At 71.6% G+C, this 14,166-nt stretch carries 13 protein-coding genes and 2 tRNA genes; 14 read left to right on the top strand and 1 reads right to left on the bottom strand.

Annotation, left to right across the window (positions count from 1 at the left end; translation table 11 throughout):
- Positions 1 to 109 precede the first annotated feature (109 nt).
- The 6 genes from QRN89_RS11585 (at position 110) to QRN89_RS11560 (ending at position 7,557) form a co-directional block, all read left to right on the top strand.
- Positions 110 to 2,257 (top strand): hypothetical protein, encoded by a 2,148-nt coding sequence (locus tag QRN89_RS11585; RefSeq protein ID WP_290349270.1) that lies wholly within the window; start codon positions 110 to 112, stop codon positions 2,255 to 2,257.
- Positions 2,258 to 2,461: 204 nt separating this feature from the next.
- The gene (gene proB, locus QRN89_RS11580; protein WP_290353664.1) at positions 2,462 to 3,568 is read left to right on the top strand and encodes a glutamate 5-kinase; all 1,107 of its coding nucleotides are present in this window, start codon (positions 2,462 to 2,464) and stop codon (positions 3,566 to 3,568) included.
- A gap of 144 nt (positions 3,569 to 3,712) precedes the next feature.
- A complete protein-coding gene (locus tag QRN89_RS11575; RefSeq protein WP_390701639.1) occupies positions 3,713 to 4,279 on the top strand; it encodes a DUF8830 family protein in 567 nt (188 codons plus the stop codon).
- Between the two features lie 143 nt (positions 4,280 to 4,422).
- On the top strand, positions 4,423 to 5,706 hold the full coding sequence (locus QRN89_RS11570; protein WP_290349268.1) for a glutamate-5-semialdehyde dehydrogenase: 1,284 nt from the start codon (positions 4,423 to 4,425) through the stop codon (positions 5,704 to 5,706).
- A gap of 66 nt (positions 5,707 to 5,772) precedes the next feature.
- Complete coding sequence (locus QRN89_RS11565) at positions 5,773 to 6,378, top strand: SCO2584 family spore wall biosynthesis protein (RefSeq protein ID WP_290349267.1); 606 nt, start codon at positions 5,773 to 5,775, stop codon at positions 6,376 to 6,378.
- A 78-nt stretch (positions 6,379 to 6,456) separates the two neighbouring features.
- Positions 6,457 to 7,557 carry an SCO2583 family membrane protein gene (locus QRN89_RS11560; protein ID WP_290349266.1) on the top strand — a complete coding sequence of 367 codons (1,101 nt, stop codon included), beginning with the start codon at positions 6,457 to 6,459 and terminating at the stop codon, positions 7,555 to 7,557.
- Here QRN89_RS11560 and QRN89_RS11555 read toward each other — a convergent pair.
- Positions 7,542 to 8,642: a M48 family metallopeptidase gene (locus QRN89_RS11555; protein ID WP_290349265.1), complete on the bottom strand. Its 1,101-nt coding sequence runs from the start codon at positions 8,640 to 8,642 to the stop codon at positions 7,542 to 7,544. The genes QRN89_RS11560 and QRN89_RS11555 overlap by 16 nt on opposite strands.
- A 284-nt stretch (positions 8,643 to 8,926) precedes the next feature.
- Here QRN89_RS11555 and QRN89_RS11550 point away from each other — a divergent pair, with 284 nt between their 5' ends.
- From QRN89_RS11550 to QRN89_RS11515, 8 genes are all read left to right on the top strand, one after another.
- Positions 8,927 to 9,088 carry a hypothetical protein gene (locus tag QRN89_RS11550; protein ID WP_290349264.1) on the top strand — a complete coding sequence of 54 codons (162 nt, stop codon included), beginning with the start codon at positions 8,927 to 8,929 and terminating at the stop codon, positions 9,086 to 9,088.
- Positions 9,089 to 9,126: 38 nt separating this feature from the next.
- The gene (nadD, locus tag QRN89_RS11545) at positions 9,127 to 9,747 is read left to right on the top strand and encodes a nicotinate-nucleotide adenylyltransferase (protein WP_290349263.1); all 621 of its coding nucleotides are present in this window, start codon (positions 9,127 to 9,129) and stop codon (positions 9,745 to 9,747) included.
- Between the two features lie 19 nt (positions 9,748 to 9,766).
- Positions 9,767 to 11,533 (top strand): LCP family protein, encoded by a 1,767-nt coding sequence (locus QRN89_RS11540; protein ID WP_290349262.1) that lies wholly within the window; start codon positions 9,767 to 9,769, stop codon positions 11,531 to 11,533.
- A 181-nt stretch (positions 11,534 to 11,714) separates the two neighbouring features.
- Positions 11,715 to 12,155 (top strand): ribosome silencing factor, encoded by a 441-nt coding sequence (rsfS, locus tag QRN89_RS11535; protein ID WP_290349261.1) that lies wholly within the window; start codon positions 11,715 to 11,717, stop codon positions 12,153 to 12,155.
- Entirely contained in the window at positions 12,152 to 12,811 is a 660-nt protein-coding gene (locus QRN89_RS11530; RefSeq protein ID WP_290353663.1) for a histidine phosphatase family protein, read from the top strand. The genes rsfS and QRN89_RS11530 overlap by 4 nt, the downstream gene beginning before the upstream one ends.
- 293 nt (positions 12,812 to 13,104) lie before the next feature.
- Positions 13,105 to 13,177: transfer RNA gene (locus QRN89_RS11525), tRNA-Ala, on the top strand.
- A 368-nt stretch (positions 13,178 to 13,545) separates the two neighbouring features.
- Entirely contained in the window at positions 13,546 to 13,779 is a 234-nt protein-coding gene (locus QRN89_RS11520) for a hypothetical protein (RefSeq protein ID WP_026277450.1), read from the top strand.
- Between the two features lie 272 nt (positions 13,780 to 14,051).
- A tRNA-Ala gene (locus QRN89_RS11515) sits at positions 14,052 to 14,124 on the top strand.
- Positions 14,125 to 14,166 lie beyond the last annotated feature (42 nt).

The raw sequence follows: 14,166 nt of genomic DNA, 5'->3' as shown, positions 1-14,166 counted from the left end.
TTCGGGCCTCTGAGATCGCTTCCGCGATACAGAGGCCCGAGTTCGTGAGGGCCCGCCTTCACAATTTCCTCCAATGTGAATCAACCGGCACCTTTGGAGCAGGTTCTACGTGATTTCGACCGCCATTCGCCTGGCACGTGTGGGCAGCCGGTCCGAGCTGGCCGCCGCGGTCCTGATGGGCCTGGGCTATCCATGCGTGATGATCGCCGCGCTGATCCCGAACATCTGGATGTTCGCGGCGGCCGCGGCCGTGACCTATGCCGCCGACTGGTACTTGCACCAGCGCGGCAGCTACCTGGTCAACCGCCTCAACAAGGTCCGGGCCGGTCTGCCGATCCGTTTCCTGCTCCGCCAGCTGCTGCTGATCCTGCTGCTCGCCCGGGCGGGCCTCGCCGAGCAACCGCTGTTCTACGCGGCGGTCGCCTGCTTCCTGCTCTTCTACGCCCTCCAGGCACCCCACGGCGCGCTCACCACCCTGATCCGGCTGCGCCGGACCATGCCGGTCGTCACCCGCAACGTCGACCTCCACACCGTGCGCATCCCCGACGCCCCGCCGCGGGCCCTGCTGCGCCGCTCCGGCGAGAAGATGCTGCACCTCGACATCCCCGCGATGGCGGGCGTCGTCGTCGCGGCCGCCACCGGGTACGCCGTCGTCGGCTACGTCGGCACCGCCGTGAGCATCGCCCTCGGCCTCCTCTACACCGTGGCCCTCGTGCCCTATCTGCGCCGCAGGCGCCGGGTGCCCTCCGGGCCCGCCGTGCTCAAGGCCGTCCAGAAGTGGCTCGGCGAGTACCAGCCCACCGTCGCGCTGTACTTCTCCGGCTCGGAGGACTCCGCGTACCAGGTCAACATGTGGCTCGAGACCATGGAGCAGCTCGAGGGCCGGCCGATCGTCATCATGCGTGAGCGGGGCCTCGTCGCGAAGCTCAACGAGACCTCCGTCCCCGTGCTGTGCATCCCGGGCGGCCAGCACCTGATGGCGATGAAGTTCGACTCGGTCCGTGTGACGCTCTACCCGGCCAACGTCGGCAAGAACATCCACATGCTGCGCGTCCCGACCATGAAGCACGTCTTCATCGGACACGGCGACAGCGACAAGCTCGCCAGCGTCAACCCCTTCTCCAAGGTGTACGACGAGGTGTGGACCGCGGGCCGGGCGGGCCGCGACCGGTACGCGCTCGCCGACGTCGGTGTCCGCGACGACGACATCGTCGAGGTCGGCCGCCCGCAGCTGGCCCCCATCGAGTCCTGGACGGGCACACCGAAGAACCCCATCCCCACCGTCCTCTACGCCCCCACCTGGGAGGGCTGGGACAACAACCCCGGCAACACCTCCCTGCTGCTCGCCGGCGAGAACATCGTCCGGCGGCTCCTGGAGGCGGAGCGCCCCGTGCGGCTCATCTACAAGCCGCACCCCTTCACCGGCATCCGCAACAAGAAGGCCCTCGCCGTCCACGAGCGGATCACGGCGATGGTGCGGACGGCGGCCGCCGAGCGCGCCGCCGACCCGCGCTGGTCCGAGCAGAGCGCCGCCGGGCAGGCCGAGCGCGCGGCCGCGCGCGCCGGGCTGACCCGGATCGAGGCCCGGCTCGCCGAGCTCACCAAGCCCGGCCGCGCCGGCGGCGACGAGGCCGAGGAGTCGCGGGTCTCCCTCTCCGACCCCGTGCGCCTCGCCGAGATCAAGAGCCTGCGGGCCGAGTGGAACGACACCTACTGGCGCTCCGTCGGCTGGTGGGAGCACACCATCGTCACCGGTTCCCAGCCCACGCTGTACGACTGCTTCAACGAGTCCGACGCCATGGTCTCCGACATCTCCAGCGTCGTCTCCGACTTCATCGCCAGCGGCAAGCCGTACGCGGTGACCGACTCAGCGGAGCTCGGCGCCGAGGAGTTCAAGCGCCAGAACACCGCCGTCCGCGCGGCGGTCATCCTCTCCAACGGCGCCGAGGAACTGGACCAGCTGCTCGCGGCCGTCGCCGACCCGGTGGCCGACAGCCTGGCCGGCGCGCGTGCCGAGCTGAAGAAGTACCTCCTCGGTCCCGACGAGCCCACGTCGATCGAGCAGTTCGACGCGGCGGTGCGCGCCCTCGCGGTCAAGGCCGAGGCCCGCAACACCGGGGTGGAGCAGCGCATCGGCGAACAGGCCATCGGCGAGCTCGACCGTGAGTCGGACGCCGGCGGGCAGGGCGCCGAGGCCGAGGGCAACGGCGCCGGCGAGACCGACGGCGCGGAGGCGACGGCCACCGCCGCCCGCTGACCCGGCGGAGGACACGGCGTCCCGGTCCGTGAGCGGCCCCCAAGGAGGGGCCCACTCACGGGCCGGTCCGCGTCCCGGCCCGTGCCCGACCGGGGCCGGGACACGGTCCCGCCCTGTCCAGGCGCCTGTCCAGCCGGCGAAACGGAGGCGCGCCGGCGGCCGGGCCTGACATAGATTCGCCACGTGACAGTGGCAAGGCAGTACGTGACGGAAGCACGCAGGATCGTCGTCAAGGTGGGTTCGTCCTCACTCACCACGGCCTCCGGGGGACTCGACGCCGACCGGGTGGACGCCCTCGTGGACGTGCTGGCGAAGGTCCGCAGCGGCGGCGAGAAGGAGATAGTGCTCGTCTCCAGCGGAGCCATCGCCGCCGGGCTCGCCCCGCTCGGGCTGGCCCGCCGGCCCAAGGACCTGGCCCGGCAGCAGGCCGCCGCGAGCGTCGGCCAGGGCCTGCTCGTGGCCCGCTACACCGCATCCTTCGCCCGCTACGGCGTCCGCGTCGGACAAGTGCTCCTCACCACCGACGACACCAGCCGCCGCGCCCACTACCGCAACGCCTACCGCACCCTCGACCAGCTCCTCGCCATGGGGGCCGTCCCGGTCGTCAACGAGAACGACACGGTCGCCACCGACGAGATCCGCTTCGGCGACAACGACCGGCTCGCGGCCCTCGTCGCGCACCTCGTCCGAGCCGACCTGCTGGTCCTGCTGTCCGACGTGGACGGCCTCTACGACGGCGACCCCAGCAAGCCCGGCACGTCCCGGATCGAGGAGGTCCGCGGCCCCGCCGATCTGGAGGGCGTGGAGATCGGCTCGGCGGGCAGGGCCGGCGTCGGCACCGGGGGCATGGTCACCAAGGTCGAGGCGGCCCGGATCGCCGCCGCTGCCGGCGTCCCGGCCGTCCTCACCTCCGCCTCCCGCGCCGCCGACGCCCTCGCCGGACGCGACACCGGCACCTACTTCCGCCGCACCGGGCGGCGTTCCGCCGACCGGCTGCTCTGGCTCGCCCACGCCTCCACCCCGCAGGGCGCGCTCACTCTCGACGACGGGGCCGTACGAGCCGTCGTCGAGGGCAGGAAGTCACTGCTGCCCGCCGGAATCGCGGCGGTGGACGGCGAGTTCACCGCCGGGGACCCGGTGGAGCTGCGCGACGCCGGGGGCAGGGCCGTCGCCAGGGGGCTCGTGAACTACGACTCCAAGGAACTCCCGCTCCTCCTCGGCCGGTCCACCCGCGACCTCGCCAGGGAACTCGGCCCCACCTACGAGCGGGAGGTCGTACACAGGGACGACCTCGTCGTCCTGAACCCCTGACGTCACCCCTGAAACGGCTGAAAGTCCGGCCCTTCGACAGGGACCTTCATCAAAACCGCCCCACGTCCGGCCCCGGACTGGTCAACTTTGTCAGGGGGGCAAAGGCGGGGTTCGGCACCACGACGCATCAACAGGAGGCCGCCGGTGAGACGAGCGCGCCCAGGGGCGGCGCCCCGTGGGCAACGGGCAACCACCCACGCCCGCAGGACCGTTGGGGAGCAGCGGGCTCTGAGCAGTGTGGACGCGGGAGCCGACTTCGAGCGGCCCGCGGACCCCGGCGCCCGGGACGACCTCAACCGGGCCGGCGAGACCCCCAGCAGCGGGCAGGAGGCCGGCCGGGACACCGAGCCGCACGGCGACGAGCGGGCCGTTTCCCGGCTGTGGCACATCACCCTCTGCGTGTCGGGCGCGGAGGCGCCGCTGAAGGAGGTCAGACGCGGGCTGGAGCAACTCGCCCACGACCACCCCTTCCTGCTCACCAGCCGGTACGCCGGCGACCACGCAGAGATCCGCTACTGGGAGGAGGCCCGGGACCTGCACGACGCCGCGGCCGTCGCCCTGCGTCTGTGGGGCGAGCACCGCTCCAGTGCGCAGCTGCCGCCGTGGGAGATCGTCGGGCTGGAGGTCATCGACCGCGAGACCTACCACCAGCGCATCGCCGAAGGGTACGGGCCGCCCCCGGCCACACCCGTCGGCGTTCACCCTTTCTGACGACGGCGGGCCGGAGCCCGCACGCGTGACCGGCCGGCTCCGCCGCCGGCGGAGGCCCCATCCGGTACCAGCGCCCGGTCCGTCACGTCTCGCAGTGCGGGATACGTGAGGGATGCCCGCAGCGTGCGCATTACCCTGCGGGCATGACCTCGCTCTCGCCGTACGACAACCTGACCCCGGTCACCCGGGCCGCCTACCGCGCCCGCGCCGCGGCCGCCGACATCGCGCCACTTCCGCGCGCGGTCAAGGACGACGCCCTGCTGGCGATCGCCGACGCCCTCGAGGTCCGGACGAGCGAGATCGTCGAGGCCAACGCCGAGGACGTCGCCCGCGCGCGGGAGGCCGGCACGAGCGAGGCGATCATCGACCGGCTCACCCTCACCCCGGAGCGGGTCCGGGCCATCGCCGCCGACGTCCGGCACGTCGTCGCGCTGCCCGACCCGGTCGGCGAGGTCGTCCGCGGCTCGACCCTCCCCAACGGGATCGACCTGCGCCAGGTCCGTGTCCCCCTCGGTGTCGTCGGCATCATCTACGAGGCCCGGCCGAACGTGACGGTCGACGCCGCCGCGCTCTGCCTGAAGTCCGGCAACGCCGTACTGCTCCGCGGCTCCTCCTCCGCGTACTCCTCCAACACCGCCCTGGTGAGGGTGCTGCGGGACGCCGTCGGAGGCTCCGGGCTGCCCGCGGACGCCGTGCAGCTCGTCCCGGGCGAGAGCCGCGACTCCGTGCGGGAACTGATGCGTGCCCGCGGTCTCGTCGACGTCCTCATCCCGCGCGGCGGGGCGTCCCTGATCCGGACCGTGGTCGAGGAGTCCACCGTCCCGGTCATCGAGACCGGCACCGGCAACTGCCACGTCTACGTCGACGCCCGGGCCGACCTCGACATGGCCGTCGAGATCCTGATCAACTCCAAGGCGCAGCGGCCCAGCGTCTGCAACGCCGCCGAGACCCTCCTCGTCCACCGGGACATCGCCGGGACCTTCCTGCCCCGGGCCCTGGAGGCCCTCGCGGAGGCCGGCGTCACCGTCCACGCCGACGAGCGCACCCTCGCCCTCGCCGAGGGCTCCAAGGCCACGGTCGTGCCCGCCACGGCCGAGGACTGGGAGACCGAGTACCTGTCGTACGACATCGCCGCGGCCGTGGTGGACTCCCTCGACAAGGCCGTCGAGCACATCCGGCTGTGGTCCTCGGGGCACACCGAGGCCATCGTCACCACCTCGCAGGCGGCGGCCCGCAGGTTCACCCAGTTGGTGGATTCGACGACCGTGGCCGTGAACGCGTCCACCCGTTTCACCGACGGCGGCCAATTCGGCTTCGGCGCCGAGATCGGGATCTCCACCCAGAAGCTGCACGCCCGTGGCCCGATGGGCCTGCCCGAGCTGACCTCGACGAAGTACATCGTGACGGGCGACGGTCACATCCGGTGACAAAGGCGTGCGGTCAGTTGCCCGCACTCCCTGCCGAGAACCCCCGCCCAGGTCTACCCTGAAGGCGTGCCGGACGACGTGGGGGGCAGGCCGTTCCCGGACGGCGGGGAGCCCGACGACGACCGCGGAGGCGCGGACCAGGACTTCGCCTCCGTGGTGTTCGACGAGGACTTCGTACGGGCGGCGGAGATCCATGAACCGAGCGCCGTGGAGCGGCTGCTCGCCGCCGCACAGGCCCGTGCCGAGGCCGAGGCGGCCCGTGCCCGGTCCGGCGCCGGCTCCTCCGACGACGAGCTCTACGACGACGGCTACGGCCCCGCCGGCGACTACCGGGACCGCGGCTACGCCGATCCCGACCCCGACGGCCTCGACCGCTGTACGGACCCCTACGGACCGCACGGCGGGGCGCTGCGGCCCTACCGCGGCTCCGCCCGCTGGCACCGGCCCGTCGCCTGGGTCCTCGCCGTGGTGATGGGCGTCGGCATGGTCGCCCTGGCCTTCACGGCCGTGTACCGCGGCGCTGCGGCCAACCGCCAGGACCGCGTCCCCACACCCACCACCACCGGTGTCGACGCGCCCGCCAAGGGAGCCGTGCCGGACCGGGTGACAGGCCCCTCCGCCTCGGCCGAGTACTCGGCGCCGCCCGTCTCCGCGGTGCCCCGTACGCACTGACCCGCCGGCCCCCGCCCCACCGCAACCTGGCACGCAGCGGCGCGTTTACGTGGGCTTCCGCAGACCTACTCTGAAGGTATGGCAGGGCGTGGAGACCCACCTGAGGGGACACCCGAGGGGCTCCCCGGCGGAAACGACGACGAGTACCGGTCCGTCGTCTTCGACGAATCGTTCGTCCGTGCTGCCCGCCTCCAGGAGTTCTCCGCACAGGAGCGGATGGGCGACCACGCCAGGGCCGTCCGCAGCCGCCCCGGCCGGGGTCCGCGCAACGGACCCAGGCAGTTCCTGGTCCTGGTGCTGCTGATCGCCATGGCCTTCGGGACCGCCCTCTACATGGGCGTCCGCCACCCCTACCGGCCGCCCGAGGCGCAGCCCGTCCAGGCGCTGCACAGCACCGTCGTCCCGCTCGCCCCCGAGGGGACCGTGCCCGGCGGCGACCCGGCCGGCCTGTACGCCCGCAGTCCCGCCGCCGGCTTCCGCGCCGGAGCCGCCGGCATCACCCTTCCGGCCGTACGCCACACCAAGAATTTCTCGGACGACCAGGTGATGACCGCGCTGACCATCGCCAAGGACTATCTGGTGGCGTCCTCCCTCGACCCCGCGGTGCTCACCGAGGGCGCCGTCCGCCCGGTGCGGGTGCTCCTCGACCCGGATCAGCTGAACCAGTTCGACCGGTCCATGAGCGCCCCCGAGAACGACGGACGCCACGCGGCCACCGGCTGGCTCGTCCGCTTCGACCCGGGCCGGATCGCCCTGGCCGCACCGGAGGTACGGGTCCAGGGCACGCTCGCCTTCGCCGAGGCCGGGCCCGACGCCCTCGAGGTGACCTCCGACCACACCTTCGCCTACACGGTCCGCCAGGCCGGGACCGGGGCGGGCACGACCGCCGGCACGGACGGGCGGGACGATGACCGTGCCTCCCTCTTCACCGTGCGCCGTCAGCTGCAGTTCCGCTTCGACCGCGACGACCTGCGCACCCACCGGGCCGAGCTGCTGACCAGCTATGCGGAGGCGGGCCCCATGTCCTGCTCGGCCGATGCTGCCGACATGATGCAGCCCCTGCCGGCGGGCGGGCGGGCGACCGGCGAGGGACCGGCCGGCACCGACCCGTACGAGACGGGCCGCGCCGCCGCGGCGGTCTGCGGGACCCTTGCCACCGGTCCTCAGCCCTCGCGCTGACCCGACGTCCCCGGACCGTCCTCCTTCGGAGGCGTCCCGTTGCTGCCGCCGCGGCTCCCGGCCGCGGTGCCCGTGAACTTGTCGCGCAGCCGGCCGCCCAGGTCGCCCGCACCGCCGGCTATGTCCCCGACCAGCTTCATCAGCGGATCCTTGCTGCCGCGCACCGAGTCGGCGTAGTGCGAGGCGGACTCGCGGAACGAGTCGGTGACGGAGGTGTCCTTGTCCTCCGTGCGCCGCGGGTAGTGGCCGTCCATGATCCGCTGGTAGTCGCGGCTCTCCGCCCACTTCTTCAGCTCGGCGGCGCGCACGGTGGTGAAGGGATGCGTCCTCGGGAGCATGTTGAGGATCTTCAGCACGGAGTCCCGCAGATCGCCCCCCGCCTCGTACTCCTCGGCCTGCTCCAGGAAGGCGTCCACGTTCATCTCGTGGAGGTGGTTGCCGCCCGCGATCTTCATCAGCCCGCGCATCGACGCTTGCAGATCCTGGCCCACCAGCAGCCCGGCCCGGTCCGCGGACAACTCCGACTTGCGGAACCACTCCCGCAGCGCGGTCACGATCGCCATGACCGCCACGTTGCCCAGCGGGATCCAGGCCACCTTCACCGCGAGATTGGTGAGGAACAGCAGGATCGTGCGGTAGACGGAGTGCCCGGACAGGGCGTGCCCCACCTCGTGGCCCACGACCGCCCGCATCTCCTCCTCGTCGAGGAGCTCCACCAGACCGGTGGTGACCATGATGATCGGCTCGTCCAGACCGATGCACATGGCATTGGGCTTCGGGTCCTGCGTGACGTACATCTGCGGGACCTTCTCCAGGTCCAGGATGTAGCAGGCGTCCCGCAGCATCGTGTGGAGGTGCGCGAACTGGGCATCGCTCACCCGCACCGAGTCGGAGAGGAAGAGCAGCCGCAGACTGCGCTCCGGCAGCAGCCCGCTCAGCGCCTTGAACACGGTGTCGAACCCGCTCAGCTTGCGCAGGGCGACCAGCGCCGAACGGTCCGCCGGGTGCTCGTACGCCCGCGAGGAGATCCCCGGGAAGCGTGAGCGGTGCCTGCCCGGCACGTACTCGGAACTACTGTCGGTCATGGGTGCCCCCTCGTTCTTCGCGCGTCCTGCCGTGCCGCTGCGAGTCGTCTCCCGTCCCCCTGACAGACCCCAGACTAGGCGCTGGGGTTGCCGAGCAGCGGAGCCTGTGGACAACTCGGCCGTCCTCGGTGTCCACAGGGCGCCCGCCCGCCCGGCGGGTACCGCGAGCGCCCGTGGACCGGGCCGACGAAACCGACAACGACTGAGTCGGCGTGAGCGTGCCCGGAGCGCACGCATACGATGTGCCCGACGTCTCCGACTCCGATCGATAGGGCCTGCAGAAGATGAGTCTCGCCAGCACCGCCGCCACCCTGGTCACTCTCGCCGAGGGCACCGAGCACGGTGGCAGCCACCAAAGCCTCAGCCCCTACCTCACCGGTTTCGGCGCGCTGGGCGCGCTGCTCCTGCTGCTGTGGATCACGACCCGCTTCAACCGCGACCGCTGAGACGGATCCGAACGGCCGTGCCAGTAGGCTCTGCACGCATGGGACAGCAGGAAGTGCCTACGACCGGCCGCGGCAAGCGCCGACTCGGCGTCATGGGCGGGACGTTCGACCCGATCCACCATGGACACCTGGTGGCCGCCAGCGAGGTGGCGGCCCTGTTCCACCTCGACGAGGTGGTGTTCGTACCGACTGGACAGCCGTGGCAGAAGAGCCACAAGGCGGTCTCGCTGGCGGAGGACCGCTATCTGATGACGGTCATCGCCACGGCTTCCAACCCGCAGTTCTCCGTCAGCCGCATCGACATCGACCGCGGCGGACCGACGTACACGATCGACACCCTGCGGGACCTGCGGGCGCTCAACACCGACGCGGACCTCTTCTTCATCACCGGGGCCGACGCGCTCTCCCAGATCCTCACCTGGCGGGACGCCGAGGAACTGTTCTCACTCGCGCACTTCATCGGCGTCACCCGGCCGGGTCACGACCTGACCGACGACGGGCTCCCCGAGGGCGGTGTCTCCCTCGTGGAGGTGCCCGCGCTGGCGATCTCGTCCACCGACTGCCGGGCGAGGGTCGCGCAGGGCGACCCGGTCTGGTATCTGGTGCCGGACGGTGTGGTGCGCTACATCGACAAGCGCCAGTTGTACCGCGGCGAGTGAGCCACGGAGAGGGGCACCGGTGAACGACCAGCAGAACCCGTACGACCCGTACTACCCGCAGCAGCCGCAGATCATCGGCTACGACGAGTACGGGCAGCCGGTCTACCAGCAGCCCCAGCACGACCCGCAGTCCCAGGGTTACGACGCGTACGGCCGGCAGCCCCAGGACGGCCACCGGCCGCAGCACCAGCAGCAGACGTCCCAGGGGTACGGCTACGACCCCTACGCGCAGCCCCAGCAGCACGCCCGGCCCCAGCAGCCGCAGGCGTACGACCCCTACGGCCGGCAGCAGCCGCAGCCCCCCGCACCGGCCCAGCAGCCGCAGGACGGCTACGGCTACGACGGCTACGGGTACGACACGGGCCCGCAGCCCGCCGTCGACACCACGCAGCAGTGGAGCGTGCCGCCCCAGCAGCAGCAGCACGCCGTCCCGCCCGAGCCCGACGCCCGGCGCCGCCCGGCCCCGCCCGACGCGGACCGGGGCGCCCCCGCGGTGCCCGGGCAGCGTCGTCCCGCGGCCGGCGACGACGGTGACTACCGCACTGAGCAGTTCTCCTTCGTCGAGGATCCGGACGAGGACTCCGAGGACGTCATCGACTGGCTCAAGTTCACCGAGAGCCGCTCCGAGCGCCGCGAGGAGGCGAAGCGACGCGGCCGCAACCGGACCGTGGCACTCGTCGTCGTCCTGGCCCTCGTCCTCGCCGGCGGCGTCGGGTACCTCTGGTACGCGGGCAAGCTGCCCGGCACCTCCGACGCGGGGGGCGCGCAGACGACCGCGACCGGCCCGCAGAAGCGGGACGTGATCGTCCTGCACCTCCACAACACCAAGAAGAAGGGCACGTCGACCGCCCTTCTCGTGGACAACGCCACCACCGGGCAGGGCACCACGGTCCTGCTCCCGAACTCGCTCTCCGTCGCCGACGACGAGGGGGTCGCCACCACCCTCGGCAAGTCCGTCGACGAGGACGGCACCACCGGCACGCGCGAGTCGATCGGCACCCTCCTCGGCACCCGCATCAGCGGCACCTGGCGGCTCGACACCCCGTTCCTGGAGAACCTCGTCGAACTGGTCGGCGGCATCGACATCACCACCGACACCGTCGTGCCCGGTGCGAAGAAGGGCGAGGCGCCCCTGGTGAAGAAGGGCGAGAACCAGACGCTCAACGGCCGCATGGCCGTCGCCTACGCCACGTACCGCGGGTCCGGAGAGGCCGAGGCCGAGCAACTGCAGCGGTTCGGCCAGGTCATGTACGGCGTGCTGCGGAAGATGCCGAGCGACGCCAAGTCCGCCACGGTGACGATCGAGACCCTGGCCCAGATCCTGGACCCGTCCCTTCCCGAGAAGGACCTCGGGGCCTCCCTCGCGAAGCTCGCCGAGCACGCCAAGGGCGGCGACTACAAGACCGCGGTGCTGCCCGTCCAGGACGACGGCAGGCTCAGCCAGGAGGCGAGCGACAGCGTGGTGAAGGACATCCTCGGCGGCCGCGTCAGCGCTCCGGAGCAGGGTGCGGCGGTCCGGGTGGGCGTCCGCAACGCCAGCGGCGACGGCGACGCGACAGAGAGCACCAGGATCGTCCTGGTGAACGGCGGCTACGCGTTCGTGGACGCCGGCAAGGCGGATCAGGAGTCCTCGACCCAGGTGGTCTACGGTGACGCGGCGCAGAAGCAGAACGCCGTGGAGGTCGCCAAGACGCTGGGCCTCGACGAGAGCGCGGTCGAGAAGGGCAAGGCCGCACCGAACGCCGACGTGCTGGTCGTCCTCGGCCAGGACTACGAGCCCAGGTGAGCCGTCGGCGTCGGGGAGCCGTGTGACGGAGGGCGCCGCGGGTCCGGGTGATCCGGGCCCGCGCGTCCCGTCCACCGCGCGCCGGCGGGGAGCGGGGGCGCCGCCGCCCGTAATGGCCGCGAGGGTTGTCCGCGGTCCGTGAGATCCTGGTTGGGTCCCGACCGCCGACGAAAGCCTGCTTGTGACCGCTACGGACCGTTCCCTCGAGCTCATCAACGTCGCCGCACAGGCGGCCGCGGACAAGCTCGCGCACGACATCATCGCCTACGACGTCAGCGATGTGCTGTCGATCACGGACGCATTCCTCCTCGCCTCCGCCCCGAGTGACCGCCAGGTCAAGTCGATCGTGGACGAGATCGAGGAGAAGCTGCTCAAGGAGCTCGGCGCCAAGCCGGTGCGCCGCGAGGGCGACCGTGACGCGCGCTGGATCCTGCTCGACTACGTCGACATCGTGGTTCACGTCCAGCACAGCGAGGAGCGGGTCTTCTACGCCCTGGAGCGGCTCTGGAAGGACTGCCCGGAGCTTCCGCTGCCCGAGGACGCCGTGAAGACCCGGGGCAAGGCCGAGGAGCACGCCCGGCTCGCCGGCGACGCCAGCGGATCGGACGGTGAGCTGAGCTGAGCCGCAGCGACGCCGGCAAGGGCCGTGGCCGCCGCATCGTCCTGTGGCGGCACGGCCAGACGGCCTGGAATCTCGAGCGCCGGTTCCAGGGGTCCACGGACATCGAGCTGACCGACACCGGCGTCCATCAGGCACGCCGGTCCGCGCGACTCCTGGCCTCGCTGAAGCCGGACGCGATCATCAGTTCGGATCTCAAGCGGGCGGCGACGACGGCCCACCAGCTCGCGTCGATCACCGGCCACGACATCACCCACGACTCCGCACTGCGCGAGACCTACGCGGGCGTCTGGCAGGGCCTCACCCACGAGGAGATCGTCGAGCGCCACGGCGATGAGTACGCCGCCTGGAAGCGCGGCGAGCCCGTGCGCCGCGGCGGTGGCGAGCTGGAGACCGAGGTCGCCGACCGTGCCGCGCCCGTCGTGCTGCGCCACGCCGACAAGCTGCCCGACGGCGGCACGCTCGTCGTGGTCAGCCACGGCGGCACGATCCGCACGACGATCGGCCGGCTGCTGGGCCTGGAGGCGCACCACTGGGAGGGCCTGGGCGGCCTCTCCAACTGCTCCTGGTCCGTCCTCGGCGAGGGGGCCCGGGGCTGGCGTCTGCTGGAGCACAACGCGGGCACGCTGCCCGAGCCGGTCCTCGGCGACGACGACTGAGCAGACCGCGCGCCGGCGAACCGGGGCGCGGTGGGGCTGCCCGGGAGCCCCGGAGCCCTTCTGCGGCGCTTCCGAGGGCGCTCCGGGCCGGTCGCAGGGTCCGCTCCCCGCCGCTCTCGTCCCGCTCCCTGAGTGGCCCGGCAGTGCCGGACGGCCGTCCCGGAGCGGCCGCACGGGCCTCCCGGACCCCGTCCGGGAGCGGGCGGAGGGCCCGGGACCGGCCGGATTTCACTTTCCGGCTGGTCACAGGCTAAGGTTCTTCTTGTTCGCAGCGCGGAGCGCGAAGAACACAAGGGGCTATAGCTCAGTTGGTAGAGCGCTTGCATGGCATGCAAGAGGTCAGGAGTTCAATTCTCCTTAGCTCCACAAGCTTCATCCGGATCCCGTCCCCACAGGGGGCGGGATCTCGTGTTTCCGGGCCCCGCCGGCCGCCCTCGTGCCGCCGAAAGCGGCGATCCTGCGACCGGCGACGCACGGGTTCCCCGACGCCGGTGACCCCCTTGCCCCGCCATGGCAGAATCGGGACGGCTGAAGGGGGACGAAGGCCTGGACGGGAGGGAGAGGCGATGCCCGGAGGCGGCAACGAGGAGAACGACGACCGGCTCCTCGCTGCGGACGCCCGTGCTCGCCTCAGCTGCCCCTCATGTGGTTCGTCCCACGTTGCCCAAGTTCTCGGCGACAACGGAGGTATCTCGTACGTGTGCACCGCCTGCGGCCACAGCTGGAGCTGAATGATGGGTGCACACCGGAGGAAGTGCGACTGGTGCGGCAGCGGCACGCCGATCGTCCGGGACATGGACCCGGTCAACCCCGAGTACCAGTACTGGTGCGAGGAGTGCGCGCGGGCGCTGATCATAAAAGGCGACCCCATCGAGACGTACCGTGAGCTCGAGGGGGAGCCGATCTACGGGCGGCTGCTCGACGAACACTGCACGCTCAAGCGCTTCTACTCCTTCGCGACGGCCTGACGTACCGGTCCGGGAGTGCCATCTCGCGTGCGTGCAGGGCGAGTTGGGGTCGGCCCGGGTCTGGGCGCCTGTCGCGGCGGGTACGGGCGGAGGGCCGGCCCGGCGCCGCACGCCGGCGACCGGGCCCGGGCCGCGATCGCGGTCACGAAAGCGGATGTTTCCGACCATCCCCGTGCGGAACGGAAACGATTTGGTGAACCACCGGGGGGACCGTGTAATGTTCTCTGTGTCGCCGCGGGGGAGACCCGAGGAAACGAAGCGGCTGACAACGAGGGGCTATAGCTCAGTTGGTAGAGCGCTTGCATGGCATGCAAGAGGTCAGGAGTTCAATTCTCCTTAGCTCCACAGCAGCTCGTCAGAGCACACCCAGAGGGCCATCCGATCGGA

Source organism: Streptomyces sp. HUAS CB01, assembly GCF_030406905.1.
In the GTDB taxonomy this organism is placed as follows: Bacteria; Actinomycetota; Actinomycetes; order Streptomycetales; family Streptomycetaceae; genus Streptomyces; species Streptomyces chengbuensis.
Note: the sequence above shows the minus strand (reverse complement) of the source record. Positions and strands in the feature narration are given on the sequence as shown.